General features: G+C 35.8%; 21 protein-coding genes, 1 tRNA gene and 1 other RNA gene. 18 read left to right on the forward strand and 5 right to left on the reverse strand.

Annotation, left to right across the window (positions count from 1 at the left end; translation table 11 throughout):
* Window positions 1-6 precede the first annotated feature (6 nt).
* Both ffs and BN2667_RS02680 read right to left on the reverse strand, forming a co-directional pair.
* Window positions 7-271: signal recognition particle sRNA large type (gene ffs, locus BN2667_RS09140), an RNA gene on the reverse strand.
* 12 nt (window positions 272-283) lie between these two features.
* Window positions 284-375: transfer RNA gene (locus BN2667_RS02680), tRNA-Ser, on the reverse strand.
* Between the two features lie 274 nt (window positions 376-649).
* On the opposite strand from BN2667_RS02680, the gene pyrB reads away from it, so the two are divergent.
* The 8 genes from pyrB to pgeF all read left to right on the forward strand — a co-directional run bounded on the left by pyrB (window position 650) and on the right by pgeF (window position 7,049).
* A complete protein-coding gene (gene pyrB / locus BN2667_RS02685) occupies window positions 650-1,576 on the forward strand; it encodes an aspartate carbamoyltransferase (RefSeq protein ID WP_054251782.1) in 927 nt (308 codons plus the stop codon).
* Window positions 1,576-2,007 carry an aspartate carbamoyltransferase regulatory subunit gene (locus tag BN2667_RS02690; protein WP_054251783.1) on the forward strand — a complete coding sequence of 144 codons (432 nt, stop codon included), beginning with the start codon at window positions 1,576-1,578 and terminating at the stop codon, window positions 2,005-2,007. Before pyrB ends, BN2667_RS02690 begins: the two co-directional genes overlap by 1 nt.
* Window positions 2,007-3,200, forward strand: a complete 1,194-nt coding sequence (locus BN2667_RS02695; RefSeq protein ID WP_054251784.1) for a dihydroorotase — start codon at window positions 2,007-2,009, stop codon at window positions 3,198-3,200. Before BN2667_RS02690 ends, BN2667_RS02695 begins: the two co-directional genes overlap by 1 nt.
* Window positions 3,197-4,048, forward strand: coding sequence for an orotidine-5'-phosphate decarboxylase (gene pyrF / locus BN2667_RS02700; RefSeq protein ID WP_054251785.1), 852 nt, complete (start codon window positions 3,197-3,199; stop codon window positions 4,046-4,048). The genes BN2667_RS02695 and pyrF overlap by 4 nt, the downstream gene beginning before the upstream one ends.
* Window positions 4,041-4,766, forward strand: coding sequence for a dihydroorotate dehydrogenase electron transfer subunit (locus tag BN2667_RS02705; protein ID WP_054251786.1), 726 nt, complete (start codon window positions 4,041-4,043; stop codon window positions 4,764-4,766). The genes pyrF and BN2667_RS02705 overlap by 8 nt, the downstream gene beginning before the upstream one ends.
* Window positions 4,766-5,662 (forward strand): dihydroorotate dehydrogenase, encoded by an 897-nt coding sequence (locus BN2667_RS02710; RefSeq protein WP_054251787.1) that lies wholly within the window; start codon window positions 4,766-4,768, stop codon window positions 5,660-5,662. The genes BN2667_RS02705 and BN2667_RS02710 overlap by 1 nt, the downstream gene beginning before the upstream one ends.
* A gap of 10 nt (window positions 5,663-5,672) precedes the next feature.
* Window positions 5,673-6,242 carry an orotate phosphoribosyltransferase gene (pyrE, locus tag BN2667_RS02715; protein WP_054251788.1) on the forward strand — a complete coding sequence of 190 codons (570 nt, stop codon included), beginning with the start codon at window positions 5,673-5,675 and terminating at the stop codon, window positions 6,240-6,242.
* A gap of 84 nt (window positions 6,243-6,326) precedes the next feature.
* A complete protein-coding gene (gene pgeF, locus BN2667_RS02720; protein WP_054251789.1) occupies window positions 6,327-7,049 on the forward strand; it encodes a peptidoglycan editing factor PgeF in 723 nt (240 codons plus the stop codon).
* Window positions 7,050-7,199: 150 nt separating this feature from the next.
* Here pgeF and BN2667_RS02725 read toward each other — a convergent pair whose 3' ends face one another.
* Together BN2667_RS02725 and BN2667_RS02730 are read right to left on the reverse strand one after the other, a co-directional pair.
* Window positions 7,200-8,528, reverse strand: a complete 1,329-nt coding sequence (locus tag BN2667_RS02725; protein ID WP_154865140.1) for a radical SAM protein — start codon at window positions 8,526-8,528, stop codon at window positions 7,200-7,202.
* A gap of 317 nt (window positions 8,529-8,845) precedes the next feature.
* Window positions 8,846-9,616, reverse strand: coding sequence for a hypothetical protein (locus tag BN2667_RS02730; RefSeq protein WP_054251791.1), 771 nt, complete (start codon window positions 9,614-9,616; stop codon window positions 8,846-8,848).
* A gap of 112 nt (window positions 9,617-9,728) precedes the next feature.
* Between BN2667_RS02730 and citG the strand changes: the two genes are divergently transcribed.
* From citG to BN2667_RS02750, 4 genes are all read left to right on the forward strand, one after another.
* On the forward strand, window positions 9,729-10,577 hold the full coding sequence (gene citG, locus BN2667_RS02735) for a triphosphoribosyl-dephospho-CoA synthase CitG (RefSeq protein WP_054251792.1): 849 nt from the start codon (window positions 9,729-9,731) through the stop codon (window positions 10,575-10,577).
* 77 nt (window positions 10,578-10,654) lie between these two features.
* Window positions 10,655-11,626 (forward strand): LCP family protein, encoded by a 972-nt coding sequence (locus BN2667_RS02740; protein ID WP_054251793.1) that lies wholly within the window; start codon window positions 10,655-10,657, stop codon window positions 11,624-11,626.
* Between the two features lie 13 nt (window positions 11,627-11,639).
* Entirely contained in the window at window positions 11,640-12,653 is a 1,014-nt protein-coding gene (fni, locus tag BN2667_RS02745; RefSeq protein ID WP_054251794.1) for a type 2 isopentenyl-diphosphate Delta-isomerase, read from the forward strand.
* Between the two features lie 24 nt (window positions 12,654-12,677).
* Entirely contained in the window at window positions 12,678-13,577 is a 900-nt protein-coding gene (locus BN2667_RS02750) for a DegV family protein (RefSeq protein ID WP_054251795.1), read from the forward strand.
* A gap of 58 nt (window positions 13,578-13,635) precedes the next feature.
* Here BN2667_RS02750 and BN2667_RS02755 read toward each other — a convergent pair whose 3' ends face one another.
* On the reverse strand, window positions 13,636-15,093 hold the full coding sequence (locus BN2667_RS02755; protein ID WP_082380176.1) for a helicase HerA-like domain-containing protein: 1,458 nt from the start codon (window positions 15,091-15,093) through the stop codon (window positions 13,636-13,638).
* Between the two features lie 125 nt (window positions 15,094-15,218).
* Between BN2667_RS02755 and BN2667_RS02760 the strand changes: the two genes are divergently transcribed.
* The 6 genes from BN2667_RS02760 (at window position 15,219) to BN2667_RS02785 (ending at window position 20,815) form a co-directional block, all read left to right on the forward strand.
* Window positions 15,219-16,112, forward strand: a complete 894-nt coding sequence (locus BN2667_RS02760) for a tetratricopeptide repeat protein (protein ID WP_054251796.1) — start codon at window positions 15,219-15,221, stop codon at window positions 16,110-16,112.
* A gap of 3 nt (window positions 16,113-16,115) precedes the next feature.
* Complete coding sequence (map, locus tag BN2667_RS02765) at window positions 16,116-16,868, forward strand: type I methionyl aminopeptidase (RefSeq protein ID WP_054251797.1); 753 nt, start codon at window positions 16,116-16,118, stop codon at window positions 16,866-16,868.
* Window positions 16,869-16,880: 12 nt separating this feature from the next.
* On the forward strand, window positions 16,881-18,233 hold the full coding sequence (locus tag BN2667_RS02770) for an MATE family efflux transporter (protein WP_054251798.1): 1,353 nt from the start codon (window positions 16,881-16,883) through the stop codon (window positions 18,231-18,233).
* A gap of 179 nt (window positions 18,234-18,412) precedes the next feature.
* A complete protein-coding gene (locus tag BN2667_RS09145; protein WP_075967858.1) occupies window positions 18,413-18,826 on the forward strand; it encodes a CsbD family protein in 414 nt (137 codons plus the stop codon).
* Between the two features lie 61 nt (window positions 18,827-18,887).
* Window positions 18,888-19,736 carry an ADP-ribosylglycohydrolase family protein gene (locus BN2667_RS02780; RefSeq protein ID WP_054251799.1) on the forward strand — a complete coding sequence of 283 codons (849 nt, stop codon included), beginning with the start codon at window positions 18,888-18,890 and terminating at the stop codon, window positions 19,734-19,736.
* Window positions 19,737-19,915: 179 nt separating this feature from the next.
* Window positions 19,916-20,815, forward strand: a complete 900-nt coding sequence (locus BN2667_RS02785; RefSeq protein WP_054251800.1) for a DnaJ C-terminal domain-containing protein — start codon at window positions 19,916-19,918, stop codon at window positions 20,813-20,815.
* The last annotated feature ends 12 nt before the right edge of the window (window positions 20,816-20,827 follow it).

The raw sequence follows: 20,827 nt of genomic DNA on the forward strand, positions 1-20,827 counted from the left end.
TGTATGCCGTACCCTAACTTCGAAGACAACTTCCCGATGGTACACAAGTAGTTAACTCAGACCAGGCACCCTTGTGGCACACGAAAAATCATTGCTTAGTGCTGCTTCCTTCCGGACCTGACACGGTTCACAAGCATTCGTTGCACAAGACCCAATCGTCACTGCCACTTGCTTGCGGCAAACTCGACAAGTTGGCCCCTCTTGATAGTGGTCAACCCTGCTGTAGCGGACTGCAGGTTACAAGGTCCCGCTAAATCCCCGTCTAGTACGGCAAATTTTCTACTGGCGGAGAGAAGGGGATTTGAACCCCTGATACGCTATTAACGTATACCCGCTTTCCAGGCGAGCGCCTTCAGCCAGCTCAGCCATCTCTCCTTAACCAATGCTTATCTATTTTATAATAAATGACCTGCCTTGTCAACCAATCTAAGGTGTAAATTAAGTGTAATTCAAGTTTTTAAAGTTTTTGTACATTTATAATTTTTGAAATGTCATAAAATAATTTGACATTCTATCTGCTAAGTTGTAATATTTAATTTGAAAAAGACCTTTAAATTGAACCTGTGAGTTCAAAAAGGATAACATTATTTCCACGAGAAATTTTTTAGTTATCAGGTTTTGTTTTAATTTACTATAAGGAGACTAGAAAATGTTAAAAGGAAGAAATTTAGTAAGTCCTGACGATTTAAGCGTTGAAGAATTATACGAATTAATGGATTTAGCTCGTGATATTATTAAGAGTCCAGATGATTATTCTAATGTTTGTAAGAATAAGATTTTAGGAACTCTTTTTTTTGAGCCTTCAACTAGAACTAGACTTTCATTTGAATCTGCTATGCTAAGGCTAGGAGGCCAAGTTATTGGTTTTTCTGAAGCTGCTTCTTCATCTACTGCCAAGGGCGAATCACTAATTGATACTATTAGAACTGTTGGTTCTTATGCCGATATTTTAGCTATGAGAAATCCTAAGGAAGGATCAGCTATGCTTGCATCAGAATACACTTATGTGCCACTAATTAATGCAGGCGATGGAGGCCACTACCACCCAACCCAAACCCTAACTGACCTACTTACAATTATTGAAAACAAGGGGACTTTTGAAAATTTAAATATTGGTCTTTGTGGAGACTTGAAGTTTGGTAGAACTGTTCACTCTCTTCTTAAGACTATGAACAAGTTTAAAGGAAACAAGTTTTATCTTATTTCTCCAGATGAGCTAAGAATTCCTAGCTATGTTATGGAACTTACTTTTGAAGACGGAGCTGACAACTTTGTTGAAGTTGAAAGGCTAGAAGAAGTTATTCATGACCTTGACATTCTCTACATGACCAGGGTCCAAAAGGAAAGATTTTTTAACGAGGCTGACTATGTTAGGTTAAAGGATTCTTATATTCTAGGACCTGAAAAAATGTCTATGGCCAAGGACGACATGATTGTCCTTCATCCACTTCCAAGGGTCAATGAAATTGAAGTTGCTGTTGACTCTGACCCAAGGGCCAAGTATTTTGAACAAGTTAAAAATGGTATGTACGTTAGAATGGCACTTATTATGAAATTATTGGGGGTTTGTAAATAATGTTAAGTATTACTAGTATAAAAAAAGGAATTGTTATTGACCACATTAGACCAGGCCTAGGCTATGAAATTTATAAACTTCTAGAATTAGACAAGGCCGATTATAGGGTAGCTTTAATTACCAACGCCGATTCAAAAACCTATGGCAAAAAGGACCTTTTAAAAATCGAAAACAAAATTGATATGGATCTAACAGCCCTAGCAATTTTAGATGAAAATCTTACTATAAATATTATTGAAGATGAAAAAATCGTAAGGAAAATTCAAGTAAATCTACCTACAGAGTTTTCTGGAATTTTCACTTGCAAAAACCCAAGATGTATTAGCCAAAGTGAAAGGGAAATTGAAAGCAAGTTTACCTTAGTTGATCCAAAAACTAAAAAGTACAAGTGCCACTACTGTGACCACTTCTTAGAAATGGACAAACAGTAATGAAGTTTTTAATTAAGAATGTAAAGCTTACTGACCACAGGGGCAGCAAGATTTCTGATTTATTAATTGAAGATGAGATTATTAAAAAAATAGGAAAAGATCTTTCTGCCTATGAGGATTCCATGGTAATTGACGGAACTGGAAAAGTCCTAATGCCATCTTTTGTAGACCTCCACGTTCACTTTAGAGATCCTGGCTACACCTACAAGGAAGACATTGAATCAGGATCAAGGGCAGCTTTAAAAGGCGGCTATACAATATGTTACGCCATGGCAAATACAAAACCTGTCTGTGACAATATGGAAATCTATAATTATATAAGAGAAAAGTCCAAGGACTTAGACTTAATTGACCTTTATCAAAACATTGCCGTGACAAAAAACTTATCAGGCAAAGAATTAACTGACTTCGAATCTTTTGGAGACGATGTAAAATTTATTTCTGATGACGGCAGGGGAATTTTATCTAATCACGTAATGAACCAAGCCTGCCTTGAAGCGAAAAAACACAATATTGGAATTATGGTTCACGGAGAAGATCCAGAAATTTCTCCTTATGACTACAGGTTGGCTGAAGATATTATCACTTTAAGAGATAGCTACTTGTCAAAGATTACTGGAGCGAAAATTCACTTTAGCCATGTTTCAACTAGGGGGTCTGTAGAAATTATTAGAGACTATAAGGCCCAAGGTGCTAACATCACTTGCGAAACAACTCCTCATCACATTTATTTAGCTGGTGAAGACTTTAGGGTCAATCCACCAATTAGAGAAAAAGCTGACAACGAGGCTTTGATCCAAGGGCTAAAAGATGGAACTATAGATTGTATTTCAACTGACCACGCCCCTCACTCAAAAGAAGACAAGGAAAAAGGTGCACCAGGTATGGTTGGTCTTGAAACTGCATTTGCAACTTCTTATACTGCCTTAGTTGATTCTGGAAATTTGAGTTTAGAAAAATTATCTCAAGTTATGGCCTACAATCCAGCAAAGATTTTAGGCCTAGACCATGGAGAAATTAAAGAAGGGGCCAGGGCTGATTTAGTTTTAGTTGATTGCGAAGAAGAATATATTGTTAGCCAAGCTGATATTGTTTCTAAAAGTAAAAACTCTCCTTTTATTGGAAGAAAGTTAAAGGGAAAAGTGCTAATGACTTTTAGAAAGGGAAGACTTATGTACGGAGGCAAAAATTGATTATAGATAAGTTATACGAAAGAGTTAAGGAAAGAGGATTTGTCTGTGTTGGCCTAGATCCAGTGTTTGACAATTTGCCTAAGAGATTTACTGACCTGGGAGTTTGTGATGGATTATTTGCTTTTAACAAGGAAATTATTGACGCAACTGCTGACCTTGTTGCAATTTTCAAACCACAAATAGCCTTTTACGAAGCCTATGGTCTTGAAGGACTAAGGGCCTACGAAAAAACTGTGACCTATTTAAGAGACAAGGACCTTTTATCAATTGGCGACATTAAGAGAGGAGATATTTCTTCTACTGCAAAAATGTATGCTAAGGCCCACTTTGAATCTGAGCTGAGAACAGATTTTATAACTCTGTCTCCTTATATGGGCTTTGATTCAATTGAGCCATATTTACCATATTTAGAGTCTGGCGACCATGGAGTTTTTGTTCTTCTTAGAACTTCAAATCCTGGAGCCAAGGATTTAGAATATCTTATCCAAGAAGACGGACGTCCACTTTATTACACAGTTGCCGACAAGTTAGAAGAAATGGGCAAAAAGTTTATTGGCAAGTGCGGTTATTCATCTCTAGGCATGGTTGTCGGTGGAACTCACAGCGAAGAGGCCATTGAAATTAGAGAAAAATATAAAAACGCCTTTTTCTTAATTCCAGGTTACGGGGCCCAAGGTGGCAAGGCTGAAGATATTAGAAATTATTTGGCAGACTTTAATGGAGGAGTTGTAAATTCTTCTAGGGGAATTATTAATAACTACAAAAAATATGATGACGGCGATGATAAAGTTGGCTTCTATGCTAGAGCAGCTGTTGAAGCAATGAAAAAGGATATTTTTAATGAATAAGTACGAAAGAAGAAAAATTATTTCAAATGAATCACTAGGCCAAGGGGTTTACTTAATGGAAGTTGAAGGTGCCTATGAAGGTAAACCAGGGCAATTTTATATGCTCAAGGACTGGGAAACTGATCCAATTTTATCTCGTCCACTTGGAGTTGTTGACCTAGAGAAAAATTCAATAAAGTTTTTGTATATGGTTGTTGGAAGGGGAACTGAAATGTTATCTAAGAAAAAAACTGGAGAAGAAATTGAACTTATAGGTCCCCTAGGCAATGGCTTTGACCTTGGTGACCACAAAAAAGTTGCCATAGTTGCTGGGGCAGCAGGCCTTGCTCCAATGCTTTTACTTGCTAAATCCTTAGATTGTCAAGTTGACCTCTACGCAGGTTTTAGAGATTATGACTTTTTTATAGATGCCTTTAAAGACCATGTAGACAATATTTATATTTCATCTGACAATGGCAAGGTTGGCTTTCATGGAAACATTGTTCAACTTATTAAGGAAAAAAACGAATCTTATGATATGGTCTACGCCTGTGGGCCAATGCCAATGTTAAAAGCTTTGGCTAATAGCATGGACAAGGACAAGTTACAAGTATCTTTAGAAGCGAGAATGGCCTGTGGCTTTGGTGTCTGCTTAGGCTGTGGAATAAAAACTCTTGAAGGAACAAAGAGAGTCTGCCACGATGGACCAGTATTTTTAGCAAGTGAGGTGGTCTTCTAATGCTTAAGACAAATTTGTGTGGAATTGAATTAAAAAATCCAGTTATAGGAGCTAGCGGAACCTTTGGCAACGGTAGAGAGTTTGCTGAATTTTATGACCTGTCTGTTCTAGGAGGAATTTGTTCTAAGGGAGCAACCCTTTATAAAAAAGACGGCAATCCTGGCCAAAGAATTTATGAAACTAGGTCTGGCATTATGAACTCAATTGGCCTACAAAATCCATCTGTTGAAGTTTTTATTGAAAGAGAACTTCCCTTTATGGAAAGCCTAGGAACTGAAATTTTTGTAAACCTAGGTGGCAATACCTTAGAAGACTATGTTGAAGGCGCCAAACTATTAGACAAGACTAAGATTAATTTTATAGAATTAAATATTTCTTGCCCAAATGTTAAAGAAGGCGGCATGGCCTTTGGAATGGCTTGCCAAGATGCAGCTTTAGTAGTGTCAAAGGTTAGGGAAGTGACAGACAAGAAGTTAATGGTAAAACTTTCGCCAAACGCCAACGACTTAGTTGCAGTTGGAAGAGAATGCGAAAAAGCTGGGGCTGACTGCTTGTCTTTAGTCAATACTTTTAACGCCTTGGCCATAGATATTTATAGGAGAAAGGCAGTTTTTGAAAATATTACTGCAGGCCTATCAGGTCCAGCTATAAAACCTATTGCCCTAAGAATGGTAAGAGAAGTTTCTAAGGCAGTTTCTATTCCAGTTGTTGGCCTTGGTGGCATTATGGACTACAAGGATGCCATTGAATTTATTATGGCAGGGGCAACAGCTATCCAAGTTGGAACAGCAAACTTTATTAATCCACAAGTTATGCCAGAAATAATTAGGGACATGGAAAAGTTTATGGAAGAACAAAATATTAAATCACTTGATGAAATTAGAGGAATAATTTAGGAGAAGAAAGATGACAGATGTAGAAAAAATACTTAAAGACTGTGGAGCCTTTTTACAAGGACACTTTTTATTATCTTCAGGCAAGCACTCAGACGGCTATGTCCAATGTGCAAAGGTGCTAATGCATCCTGACAAGGCTGAAGAAGTTTTAAAAATTGCAGTAGACAAGGTTAAGGACTTAGACATTGATGTAGTAGTTGGTCCTGCTATGGGTGGAGTTATTGTCTCCTATGAAGTGGCCAGACAACTAAAAAAACCTTCAATGTTTACTGAAAGAGAAAATGATAAGATGACCCTTAGACGTGGGTTTACTTTAGAAAAGGGTGCCAGGGTTTTAATTACAGAAGATGTAGTTACAACAGGCAAGTCTTCACTAGAGGCAATTGAAGCTTTAAAAGCTTATGGAGTTGAAATAGTTGGCATAGCCTGCCTAGCAAATAGAAGTGGCAAGGAAGAAATTAACGGCTACAAACTCTATCCAGCTATTAACCTTAATATAAATACCTACGACCACGAGTCTTGTCCACTTTGTGATAAGGGACTTGACATAGTAAAACCTGGATCAAGAAAGAAATTTTAAATACAGCTAGAAGGATGGGTTAGGCCTGTCCTTTTTTCTTTATTAATTTTTCTAGATGGCTTATAATGAGACTGGAGGATGAAGATGAATTCAAAATTATTAAAAGACTCAGGTCTTATATCTTATATTTCTGGAAGCGACTATCACATGAGGGCCATGTCTATTGGAGAAAAAGTTGCAGACGAAGTGGACGAGATTTTAAAAATCATGGGCCAAGAACCTACAGAGATTTATTCTGGCCAACAAGTTCACGGAACTAATATTGAATATTGCGACGGAAAAAGTGGCAGAGAATTTTTTTATGGCAGGCATTTTTTAGAAACTGATGGTTTGATTACTGATAAGAAGGACATAGCCTTGGTAATAAAGTTTGCCGACTGTAGTCCAATTATTTTATTTGATCCAGTGAGGGGAGTTCAATGTGCCATCCACTCAGGTTGGAGGGGGACTGCGAAGAAGTTTTCTAAAATTGCCCTTGATCGTATGGTTAATGACTTTGGGTCAAAGATTGAAGACATCTTAGCCTATATTGGTCCATCTATTGACATTGATTCTTACGAAGTTGGCAAAGAAGTCTATCAGGCCTTTGAAGATTTTCCAACTAGGGATAAATTTTTTAAAGAGCACGGCGACAAGTATTTACTTTCAATGGTTGACGCCAACTTAGAAGTCCTTTTAGAAGCTGGGTTAAAAGAAGATCAAATAGAAGTTTGTAGAGAATCCACTTTTAAAAACAAAAATTTAAACTCAGCCAGAAGAGATGGTGAAGGTTATAAACTAAATGCAATTTTTACTATAATGAAATAGAAAATTTGGTTAAATCGGGGACAGTTTTTTTGAAAACTAAATAATGGAATAAAATTTTGGGTCTGTCTTTTGTGGACTGACCCTTTTAATTTTTGTAAAAAGAAAAACAGGGGAGCCCTAAAGGCTGACCCTGTTATTTTAATTTGTTTCTTATTTATTTTTTTGACTTTGTTCCCAAAGTTTATCAGCTGTTGGTGACCAATTCTTTGCTGCATCTAAGACTTTTTCAGTTAAGTCATCAACATCTTCTGGCGCCTCCATGTCAGTTGATTTGGCATTTGACTTGTGGACCATTTGTTGGAGTCTACCAGGATTGTCTAATAGTGGACAAGGTTTTAGGTGGTTGTCATTAAATGGTTGGCCAGCTTGGTATTCTTTAAAGAGATCACTTTGTAGACATTCAATTAGGGAGTTTTCTTTTATGTTTATGTTAGAGTAGTGGATAAAGGCACAAGGTTCTACGTCGCCGTTGGCGTTAATGTGTAGGTAGTTTCTTCCACCAGCTATACAGCCGTGAACATATTCGCCGTCATTCCAAAAGTCTATGGTAAATAGAGGTTTAGTTTTACGGAAGTCTCTAATTGCATGATACATCTTTTCTCTTTGTTCTGGCCTTGCCATTAATTCTGAAGTTGAGTTTACACCTATTGGCATAAAGGTAAAGAACCAGGCGTACTTGGCTCCTTTTTCAACTAGCCAGTCAAAGTAGGCTTCAGAAGATAGGGAATCGATATTCTCACTTGTGTAGCAACAAGATGCTCCAAATGGAAGTTTGTGGTCTCTTAGGATGTCCATAGCTTCTTCGATTTTCTTAAAGGTTCCGTTGCCTCTTCTAAAGTCTGTTGCAGATTCAAAACCTTCTACAGAAATTGTTGGGATAAAGTTTTTAACTCTTAGCATTTCCTTGGCAAAGTCTTCGTCTATTAAAGTTCCATTTGTAAAGGAAACAAATAGACAATCAGGATGGGCTTCGCAAAGTTTTAAAATTCTATTTTTTGCTACAAGTGGTTCGCCACCTGAGAATAAGTACACATAAATGCCAAGGTCCTTGCCTTGCTTAACAATAGAGTCTAAGGTTTCGTAGTCTAGGTTTAGTTTGTTGCCGTAGTCAGCAGCCCAGCAACCTATACATTTTAGGTTACAACCACTAGTTGGGTCCATTAAAATGGTCCAAGGAATAGAGCAGCCGTATTTTTTCATAAGCTTTGGACGTTTGTCTTTCCATTCTAAGTAGCCGTTTAAAAAGAAGTTTACAATAATTGTCTCTCTTACTTCTTCGTCTAAGTCCCAAATACTTCTTATAAGTTTATACCAATTTGAGTTTTCGTCTAAGGCGGCTTCTTTTATTTTATAAAATCTTGGATCGTCTTTTACACCAGGTAAATATTTTTCTGCCCAATCTAAGGCTTTTGGAATATTTTCGTCTGGGTCAGAGTTTAAGTAACTAATAACTTTTTTTATAGCGATATCTTTTAACATAATATCTCCTTTTCTTTTCTAAAAAAATTTTCAATAACTTTTTTCTACAACCTTACTTATAAAGCCTTAAAACTTGAAATTTTAATAAGACTTAAAAATAGATAATATTTTCTTATACTATAATTACCCAGGAAAAATAAATTTTAAACAAAAAAGTTAAGAAAACAATAAAAATTCTTAAAAAACATATTATTTTTTTACTATAAGTTTAGGTATAATAAAAACTAATATCATTTATGGAATTATTAGACATATAAGGAAACTTGAATATAAAAAAACCAGGTAAAAGTTAATATTTACCTAGTTTTAAATAATTATTAAAAGGAACCTATCATATTTATATTGCCTTGGCCTTGGTAGTGGTCAATTTCTAAAAAGTAATCATCCTGGGATTTTTCAAAAGTTTTAAAGGAGATTCCTGCAGTTTGGTCTTCTAAAAGACTAATTACTAATTTGTTATCATCTTCTGTATAGACATTTACTTTTATGTCTCCTAGCTGAATTCTTTTATTAAAAAGTTCGTAAGATCCTTGAGAACTTTCAGCTACAAGAATAAAAGTATTTCCATCATCATAGAGAAACTCATCTCCAACTTTTTCTGCATCAGTATAAACTTTTACAGAGTCGATTCCAAATTTATCAACAAAGTCTAAGTTCAAAGAAAAGGCTTCATTAAAGTTTTCGTAGGCGACCTTGTCTTCTGCATAGATTTTTTTCTCTGCTAGCTTTTCTTCTTCTATTTCTTGGTTTTCATTTAAATCTTGATTTTCATTTGCTAGTATTTCATTTATCCCTACAAGTTCAAATGTATTTTTGTCATAGGTTAAATCGATTTTAGATCCACTTTCTATTAGGCCAAAGTCATCATAAGCTGAACAATCTATTTTTAGAAGTTGTCCATTTACATCTAGGTCCAAGTATTTTTTGTCGTTTTCTACATATCTGTCTTTAACTAGGCCAATGACAGTAACTTGGTCTTCGCTGTCAAGGTCATTTGTCTTGTTTTCTGGTCCTTGGTTTGGAATTTTTACGCAAGCTGTTAGGACTAGGGCACAAAGCAATGTTAAAAGTATTAATCGTTTTTTCATATCTTCACCTCTAATGTTTATCTTATAAGATTTCTGTGAAAATTAAGTTACAAAGTAAAGTCAATTATTGAAAATTAAAGACCCTTATCATATTATTGATAGGGAGGATTTTATGGATAAATTTTTCTTGGAAGTAAACAAGCTTGCAAAAAAAGCACTATTATACGAAGTTCTACTTAGTCCAAAGCCTGGACTAGTTGATAGGATAAATTCTGGTGCCCACGATGACATGGACCTTTACACCTTTGTGGATTCAATTGTGGCCCTAGATGATTTTTTCTACAAGTGTACAAAGATCGGCTATGAAAACAAAGATAAGGACTATGGAGATATTTTTCCTTCCTTAAGGACTTGTGGACTTGAAGCAGAGAGGGCAATGTTTGCGGCTACAAATAATATTAACACCCACAAGGGGGCAATTTTCATTTTTGCCATTTTGTGCGGAGCTATTGGATCACTAAAAAGTGAAGACCAAGTTTTGACAGTAGAAAATATTTCTGCAAGGTCGAGAGATATTTCAAAAAATATTTTAAAGGACTTTAACGATATTTCTAAAAATGAAAACAAAACTTACGGCATAAAACAATACTTAGACCATGGCCTTCTAGGGGCAAGGGGAGAGGCCTACTTGGGCTTTCCTGCTATCTCTAAAGCCTACAAGGTCATTGAAGAGTCAATTAATTCTGGATTTGACGAAAAAATTGCCTTAGGTAATGGCCTAATTGAAATTATGACCTGCTTAGTTGATACAAATATTATTGGCAGAAGGGGACCTGAAGCTGGGAAATTCTTAAATGATTCAGCAAAAAAGGTTAAAGACCTAGGTGCTTATGGAAGTGAAGTAGGCCTTGAAGAAATTTATAGGCTAGATAAAAAATTTATTGAAATGAATATTTCTCCAGGGGGATGTGCTGATTTAGCAGCAGCCAGTCTCTTTATTTTTTGGCTTTGCAGGTCTTAATTTCTTGTAAACTAAAGTTTTTTCTGCTATTATAGACTAGATAAATAATGTACTTTTATAGAAGAAGGAGATAAATTTTGAAGGGAAAATTTTTTGTATCTTTCCTTATTGGATTAGTTATATTTTCCAGCGCCTATATGTGGGTTTGGTCAAAAATTGGCGGTGGCTTTTCTGAAGTCCAGGCCCTTGAAGAAGAAGCTGGTGTTGAACAAGTTGAAAATATTGAAGAAGGAAACGAAATCAAACAAGCTAATATAGATGAAGTATTTTTTCTCTTAGTTGGAGTTGATACTTCTGATGTTAAAAACATTGAGGTTTCAGCGTCAGGTCAAACTGGTATTAGGTCTGACACTATGATCCTCTGTAGGGTTAACTACAATGACGGCTCAATAAAGATGATGTCTCTTCCTAGGGACTCTCGTGTTCCAGTTAAGGGAGCCTTAGACAAGTTAGGCCACGCCCACTCTTATGGAGGCATGAAACTTTTAATGAAGACAGTTCGTGACTTTACAAATCTTGATGTGGACTATTATGTAAGAGTTGACTACAAGGCTGTTGAAAAACTAGTTGATGCCATAGGCGGAGTTGAAGTTGACATTAAACAAAGGATGTACAAACAAGACACTACCAAGGGCAAGGAATACTTAATTGATTTCCAACCAGGAGTGCAAAAACTTTCTGGTGATCAGGCCATCTTATTTTTAAGATATAGGAACTACAAGGATGGAGATGTAGACAGGACTAAGGTCCAACAATATTTCCTTACTGAAATGATTAAACAAACTTTAGAACCAAAAAATATTTTAAAACTGCCACAAATTTTAAATGTCTATTCAAACTTTGTAGACACTAACATGGACCCAGCAATGATTTATTCAGGTGTAGCCATGGCAGGCAAATTAGATAGAAATAATATTGAAACCACAACTATGCCAGGAGAATTTTTAGAACTTTATCCTGACGGCAACAAGGTCTCTTATTGGAAGCCTTACGAAAACCAAGCCCACGACGAGTTCGAAAGACTTTTTGGTCCTTATTTAATGGACTAAGGAAGGAGATAAAATGAGAAAATCTAGAAAACAAGAACATATAGAAAATTATTTGTTGACATCTTATAAAAACGAAAGTCTCTTTGACAATGTCTATATTGACCACTGTGCCCTAAGTAATAAAAATCTAGATGACATCAATACTTCCATTGAAGTTTTTGGCAAAGAAATTTCCTTTCCCTTTATGATTAATGCAATGACAGGTGGGTCAGAATTTGCTGAAGAGATAAACGAAAACCTAGCAAAGATTGCAGGAGAAGTTAATATTCCCATGGCAGTTGGCTCACAAAAAATTGCCTTAGACGATGAGGAAGCTGACAAATCCTTTAAACTTGTGAGAGAAAGAAACAAAGACGGACTGATTTTTGCAAACCTAAGTGCCTTAGCTAGCCTAGAAGAATGTAGGAAAGCTATTTCTATGATTGATGCTGACGGCATCCAACTTCATCTAAACCTAGCCCAAGAACTTGTTATGGCTGAAGGCGACAGGAACTTTAAAGGTCTTAGCGAAAATATAAAAAATATTGTAGAAAAAATTGACAAACCAGTAATTGTAAAAGAAGTTGGAACAGGCCTTAGCGGCAAAGTTGCAAAATCTCTTTATGACCTAGGCGTTAGAAATATTGACCTAGCAGGCAAGGGCGGAACAAACTTTATTGAAATTGAAGACTTGAGAAACCAAGAAAAAGATTTTTCAGAATTTTATAACTGGGGAGTTCCTACAGCTCTTTCCTTACTTGAAGTAAAAGATTTGAAAAAGGACGACTTGTTTGTAATTTCATCAGGTGGAATTAAAACTTCTTCTGAAATTTTAAAATCCTTAGTCTTAGGAGCAGACCTTTGTGCAGGATCTGGGGAAATTATTAATTATCTCCTTAGAGGCGGCTTCGACCTAGCCCTTTCTTATGTAAAAGACTTGAAAGAAAAATTAAAAATCTACATGGCCCTTTTAGATGTAGATAAGGTGTCTGATCTAAAAAATGTAGACTATAAAATATATGGCCAACTAAAAGACCTGTACAAATAGGCAAAATTATATGCAGGAGGCAAAATGATAAAAATTATAACTGATGACGGCGCAGATATTTCCAAGGCCCGTCTAGAGGAATATGAAATTGAAACTTTTCCTATCCCTATAAATGATGGTGAAAATGAATATATAATGAGACAGACCATTGAAAGCCAGGAATTTTATGACGGCATGAGAGCAGGAACTGATTATAAAACATCCCAAGTTACAGAAGCCTATATAAATCATAGGTTTGAAGAACTTGCAGCTGAAGGAGCGGAGGCCCTTTACTTTACTCTTTCGTCAGGACTTTCAGGAACTTATGACAATGCTTGCAAGGCCAAGGCCAAGGTTTTAGAAAAATATCCTGATGCAAAGATAGAAGTAATTGACTCTATGGGTGCATCTCTTGGTCAAGGAGCTGCAATTCTTAGGGCAGGTCTAATGAAAAAGGCTGGAGCCAGCTTTGAAGAAATTGTTGCAGATCTAAAAAGACAAGTAGCAAACCAAATGTACTTCTTTACTGTAGGCGACCTCCAATACCTTTATAGAAATGGCAGGTTGTCAAAGACTTCTGCAGTAATAGGTGGAGTCCTAAACATTATGCCATTTTTGTGGATTGACCAAGAAGATGGAAAGCTAAAGTCCATAGACAAGGTTAGATCTAAAAAAGCCTACTTTAAAAAATTAAAGACCTATATGAACAAGTATTCAAAAGATGGTGTCTTTAACCCAGACCAAAAAATAACTATTGCCCACGGCCAATGGCCTGAGATGATGGAAGAAGCAGTAAACTTTCTTCTAGACATGGGAGTAAAGAGAGAAAACATTATTGAAGAAGAAATTCTCTGTGTAATTGGAGCCCATACAGGACCAGAAGTTTTCGCTCTTTATTATTCCAAAGATCCAGGATCTTATGAAATGTATGAATATTTAAAATAAGAAAATGCTATAGATTAAGGAAAGCTTAGTCTATAGCATTATTTTTTTTTCTTAAATTTTATTTTTTCTTAAAAGAGCCCATAAAGCCTCTGGCAATTTCTCTGCCAATTTGTCTGGTGAAAGAATAAAGGGCTGAGTTAAACATTTTAGTTACTGGAGAATTATTCTTTTCTCTTTCTCTGGCCTTTTGTTCTTTAATCAATATTTTTTCCTCTTCTTGGGCCTTGACCAGTCTAGCTTCTTCTTCAAACCTAACAGCCAAAAGTTCATAGGCAGATTCTCTATCAACTCCATGGAAGTATTTGTTATAAAAGTTAGAATTTTGAATTACACGATTGTAGTCAGTTAAAGTTAGAGGCTCAAAAGACGACCTTGGTGGATAGATTAGGGCTTTTTCAACTGGTCTTGGTGATCCGGATGCATCTAGGCTGGAAATAATCGCCTGGCCAGTTTTTAGATTTTGAATTTCTTCTTCTAGGTTAAGGTCATCTGAGTGCCTTAGACTTTGAGAAATTTCTTTTATCATCCTAAGCTCTCTTGGAGTAAAGGCCCTAAGCTGGTGGATTATTTTTGTTCCCAGTTGAGAGGCAATTGGGTCAGGAATGTCTAATGGATTTTGGCTGACAAAGAAAATTCCAACTCCCTTAGAGCGAATTAGTCTAACTAATTGTAAAATCTTTTCATTTAAGGCCTTGGATGCGTTATTAAATAAAAGATGGGCCTCGTCAAAGAAAAATACCAGCTTTGGAAATTCCTGGTCTCCAACTTCAGGTAGACTTTCATATAGTTCAGACAGCATCCAAAGGAGGAACATTGAATAAAGTCTTGGGTTTGAAATTAATTTTCTAGCAGACAGTATATTTATCATGCCCCTGTGAGACTTGTCTTCAGCAATTAAGTCTTCTATGTCTAAAGACGGCTCTGCCATAAACAAGTTGCCGCCCATGTCTTCTAAAAGTAAAAGTTTTCTTTGGATGGCAGCAATACTTGCTCCAGAAACTTGGCCAAATTCCATAGAAACTTCCTGGCGGTTTTCTTGGATGTATCTTAAAATTGACTTTAAGTCTTTAATATCCAAAAGCAAAAGTCCTTGAGAGTCGGCAATTCTAAAGGCAATGTTTAAAACTCCAAGTTGAACTTCGTTAAGTTCTAAAATTTGTCCTAAAAATAGGGGACCCATTTGGCTGACAGAAACTCTTAGTGGCAGTCCTTCGTCTCCATAGACATCCCAAAGATTAATTGGATAGCCTGTAGGTTCAAAGTCATTTATTTCCATTTGGTCTAGGCGGTCTTTTATCTCTTCAGGGTCTCCAGGATTAATTAGATTGGCTAGGTCGCCTTTAACATCTGATAAGATTACTGGAATGCCTAGGTCAGATAGGTGTTCAGTTAAAACTTTTAAGGTTACAGTTTTTCCTGTACCAGTTGCACCACAAATTAGGCCGTGGTGGTTTAGTTTTTCAGTTAGTAGATTTACATTTTTTAAATTCTTATCTTTTCCAATATTAATTTCCAAGTCATCACCTCATTTATTATCTAAATATATTTTACCACATTAAAAATTATATTCATTAAAAACTTTGTCTCTAGCTTATAGCTTAGAAAATTTATTTGTGATAAAATTTAAGAGGTGATATTTTAATGCAAAATGATGGAGATACAAAGTTAATAAAACTTTTAGACCAGGCTGAGGAAGAAAAAAACCTTGGTCATTATATTTTGGCCTTAGAAAAATACAAAGAGGCCAGACATTTTTTATCAGGTCAAGCTTTAGCCGAGCTTTTATTTTCCCTAGCAGATCTTTATAGCCTAATGGAAAACTATGCAGATGCGAAAAAAACTTATTTTCAAATTTTAGATATAGATGCAAATAATTCTGGCGCCTGGTATGGCCTAGCTTATACTAGCGAACTAGTAGGCGAGGACTTGGACCAAGTTTTAATTTATTATGAGAGGGCCATTAACCTAGACCCAACTTATAAAGAAGCCTATTATTATGCTGGAACAATTTATGGTGACCTAGGTCAAAAAGACAAGGCCAAGGCCTATTTAAAAAAAGTTATTGACCTAGATTCCTTTGACTTTATTGCCTACAACGACTTAGGGTCCTTGTATGAAGAAGAAAATGACCTAGACCAGGCGAAGACCTATTTGGAAAAATCCATTTCTCTAAATCCAAATTACTACTTGTCCCACTTTAACCTAGGCGTCGTCTATAAAAAAACTGGCGACCACGACAAGGCCTTGGAAGAATATATTAAGGCCAAGGATTTGTCAGATAATATTTATATTTTTCTAAATATGTCTGCAATTTATATAGAAGAAAAGAGATATGAAGATGCTCTTGAAATTTTAACAGAGGGAATAGATAGAAATCCCCACCATATTTTATATTACAACAGGGCCTGTTCTTATAGGAAGTTAGGAAACATTTCCCAGGCAGTGAAAGATTATAAAGAAGCAAAAAACTTAGACCCAGTAGTTGAAAAATGGGCTAAAAATGATATAGACTTAAAGGATATTATAAAGGAGTAGAAGATGATTATTTTAAAAACAGATGAACAAATAGAAAAAATGCACGCAGCTGGAAAACTTTTAGCCCAAGTTCACAAGGAACTAAGAAAGAGAATTGTTCCAGGAGTTACAACTATGGAGTTAGATAAGTTTGTAGAAGAATATCTTTTAGAAAGAGGAGCCTATCCAGAACAAAAAGGCTACCAAGGTTATCCTTATGCAATTTGTGCTTCAATAAATGATGAAATTTGTCACGGCTTTCCAAGAAACGAGCCTTTAAAAGAAGGGGACATAGTTACAATCGACATGGTTGTTAGACTAGATGATGCCTTAGCTGACTCAGCTTGGTCTTATGGAGTTGGAGAAATTTCTGAAGAAAAACAAAGGCTTTTAGATGCCACTAAAGAATCTCTTTATAAGGCAATTGACCAAGTTAAAGTTGGTAACAGGTTAGGAGACATTGGCCACGCCATCCAATCTTATGTTGAGCCACTTGGTTATTCAGTTGTTAGAGACTTTATTGGCCACGGCATTGGAAGAAATATGCACGAAGATCCACAAGTCCTTCACTATGGAAAACCAGGTAGAGGCCAAAGGCTAATGGAAGGCATGGTCTTTACAATTGAGCCGATGATAAACACAGGCGGCTATGAAATAAAAATGGATGACAATGGTTGGACAGCTAGGACTAAAGACGGGTCAATGAGTGCCCAATACGAACACACCCTAGCCCTTACAAAAGATGGAGTGATTATATTAACTGAACAAGAAGACTAGGAGGGACTTTATTTGACAGAAAAAAACTATTTATTACATGGAGATATAAAGAAAACTCTAATAAAAATGGCCCTGCCCCTAATGGGTATATCTTTTATCCAAATTACCTACAACCTAGTCGATATGTTTTGGCTAGGCAGGTATTCTGATTCTGCAGTAGCAGCAGTTGGAACGGCAGGACTTATAAATTATATAGGAAACTCCCTAGCTATGATAGGAAGAGTTGGAGCGGCAACATGGATTTCCCAATCCTATGGCAGACGGGACTACAACAATGTAATAGGATATGTAGAAAACGGCTTTAAAGTAAATATTTTTATTTCCTTACTTTATACAATTATTGCAGCCCTATTTATGAATAGCTTTTTAGATTTTTTTACTTTAACAGAAACGGTAAGGACCTATGCAGTTGAGTATTTGAGAATACAAATTGCAGGCATGCTAATTGTATTTTTAAATCCAATGTTTGCAGTTTCTTACAACTCAATGGGAGACTCTGTAACGCCTTTTAAACTTTCGGTTATTGGCCTTGTACTAAACTTTATAATGGACCCATTATTTATTCATGTATTTAATATGGGAGTTAAGGGAGTTGCCCTTGCTACAGTTTTAGCCCAAGCAGTAGTTTTAATAATCTTTATAGTAATTTCAAAAAAAGATGAGATTATGGGGGTAGTTGATCTTAAGAGAAAAACTAATATGACTAAGGTAAAAAACATTGTAAAAGTCGGCCTACCAGTTTCAGTTCAATCAACAGGAATGGCAATAATAGCATCAGTACTAAATACATTTATTTCAAGATTTGGTCCAATGCCAATGGCAGTATTTTCCCTAGGAGTTCAAATTGAATCAATTTGTTGGATGACAGCAGATGGATTTGCAGTTGCAGTTACCTCCTTTATGGGCCAAAACCTAGGAGCAGAAAACTACGACAGGATGGATCAAGGCTTTAAAGAAGCCATAAAACTTTTCATATTAATTGGGGCAATTGCTTCAAGTGTTCTAATTTTCTTTGGAGAAAATTTAATTGGACTCTTTATGCCAGGAGACCCAGCAGCCATAGCCGAAGGTGGTAGACTTTTAAAGATTATGGGAGCTTCAGAAGTCCTAATGGCAATTGAAATAGGAATAACTGGAGCCCTAAGTGGAGTTGGCCTAACAAGATTTCCTGCAATAAACGGACTTGTTGGAAACTCACTTAGAATTCCACTTGCTTTAATATTGATGCCACACTTTGGAGTTTTAGCAATATGGATGGTTATCTCAATGACCATGGCTATAAAAGGAATTTCCTCAATGATCGCCTACCAAGTAATAAAGAAAAAGACCCAAGGCTTTAGAGTTCTACCAAATGCCAAGGCTTAAAAAATTTAATAGAAATCTTTAACCAAGAAGAGTAAAAAAGCTTCTTGGTTTTTTATATGATAAAAGTCTAGACACTTATCTTGTTTTACTCTTTTTTTAATTGTTGTTTAATTATAATTTCTTCTGGGAATATATTTAATAGCAAGCAGAAGAGAAGACAGACTAGAAGGAGGTCTATAATGAATAAGGATATTTTAGAAGGAAAATGGGAACAAATTAAGGGAGCCATCCAAAGAAAATTTGGTGAGCTTACTGAAGACGAACTAATGCAAATTAAAGGAGATACAAAAAAACTAGAAGGTTACCTTCAAGAAAAATATGGCAAGTCTAGAGAAGAAGCTGAGGAGCTTTATAATGAAATATTTGCAGGCTACGATCCAGCAGCAGATCCTGATTTATGTTTAGACAAAGACCTTCTTGAAGACCCATCTATGTGCCCAGCTGATGAACTTAATCCAGATAGACAAGTAGCAGAAGCTGAAAAAGAAGTTTTAAAGAAAAAAGCTGAAGGGGTAAGCGAAGAAGAAAAAGATTATTATAAAAAAATCGGTGAAGCCAAAGCTTATATCCAAGACGACAACAAATTAAGATAGAAATTTTTAGCTAATAGGCTTTTTGCTTATTAGCTTTTTTAAATTTTAAAGAGGAAGAATTATGAAAACACTAAGAGATGGCCTTTATGGCCTGGCAGTTGGAGATGCCCTTGGAGTTCCTGTTGAATTTTATGAAAGGGGCACTTATAAAGTTACAAAGATGGAAGGCTACGGATCTTGGGACCAGCCTCCAGGAACTTTTTCAGATGACACTTCAATGACCCTGGCAACTGCCTATGCAATTAAAGAAAAAAAGTCTATTGACCTAGAAGCTATAATGGAAAATTTTGTAGACTGGTTAAAAGATGGGAAGTTTACCCCGGACAACAACTGTTTTGATGTGGGTAGAACTACAGCTAAGGCTATAGAGACCTATATAGAAACAGGGTCCTTGGAAAAATCTAGCCAAGTTGACCAAAGGTCCAATGGAAATGGATCTTTAATGAGAATTTTGCCATTAATATTTACAGATGCTAATGACGAAGACATAGCAAAAGTTTCTGCCCTTACTCACGGTCATGAAATTTCTATTGAAGGCTGTTTGATTTATGTTTATATAGGAAGAGAAATTTTAAAAGGTCGAAAACTTAAAGATATTTTAAAGAATTTAAAAGTTAGCGAGACCTATGAGAGATTAAAAATTTTAGACCAGTTAGAAGAAAAAGACATTAAATCAACTGGCTATGTTGTCTATTCACTAGAGGCCAGTCTTTGGTGCCTATTAAAGTCTTCTTCATACGAGGAGGCTGTTTTAAAGGCCGTTAACTTAGGCGACGACACCGACACTATTGGCGCCATAAGTGGAGGTCTTGCTGGATTAATTTATGGCTATGAGTCTATTCCAAAAAATTGGATTGATACTTTAAGGGCCAAGGACTTAATTGAAGGTGCAGTCTTTGAAAGTTTATAAAGTCCTAAAGATTGCTAAGAGATTTTAAAAGATAGATTAAAAAAATTAATTTTATTTTTTAAATGTTTAAAGACTTTTAAGCAGGGTAAAATTATAACGTAAGATAATACTTATAAAGAAATTTGTTGGCCAGAGGTTTTTCCTCTGGCTATTTGTTGAATAAAAAGAGGTGACTTACTTTGCAATACAAAGACTATTATAAAATACTTGGAGTAGAAAAAACTGCGACCACCAATGAAATAAAATCCAAATATAGAAAACTTGCAAAAAAGTACCATCCAGATTTAAATCCTAATGACGACCAAGCTCAAGAAAAATTTAAAGAAATTTCTGAAGCCTATGAGGTTTTATCTGATGAGAAAAAGAGGAAGAAATACGACACCTTTGGATCAGGTTATAATTTCCAAGGCGGCCAAGACTTTAATCCAAATGACTTTGGCTACACTTATACAACTTCCTCAATGGGAGACTTTTCTGACTTCTTTGAAACAATTTTTGGCGGAGGCGGAGGTAGAAAGACAACAACTAGGTCAGGCTTTTCTTTTGAAGACCTATTTTCACCAAGGTCTAAGAAAAAATCTAGACCCCAATACAACTCTAGCTTAGATATTAGCCTTAAGGAAGCCTATGAAGGAGTCAATAAAACCGTTAGAGTAAGTTTTAACGGCCAAAGTGTATCTTTGGATGTAAAGGTGCCAAAGGGAATTACTCCAGGGAAAAAACTTAGAGTAAAAGGAGAAAAATGGGGCCTTGATGGAGATGTATTATTTGAAATAAATATTAGGAATTCAGAAAGAGAATATTTAGAAGACAATAATATAATTTATCGAGCAGACATTAATCCTTGGGATGCCTACTTTGGTGGAGAAGTTTTAATATCTCCACTAACAGGTAAGCTAAAAATAAAAATCCCAGAAAAAACAGAATCAGGTCAAAGGCTAAAAATTAAAGGAAGGGGCTTTGAAAATCTAAAAGGATCTAAGGGAGACCTTTTAGTTGAATTTCAAATTAAAAACCCAAAGACCTTGACCAAGGACCAAGAAGACCTTTATAGAAAACTTAAAGACCTAAATAAATAAAAGTAAATAATA

The organism is Neofamilia massiliensis, assembly GCF_001299475.1.
Taxonomy (GTDB): Bacteria; Bacillota; Clostridia; order Tissierellales; family Peptoniphilaceae; genus Neofamilia; species Neofamilia massiliensis.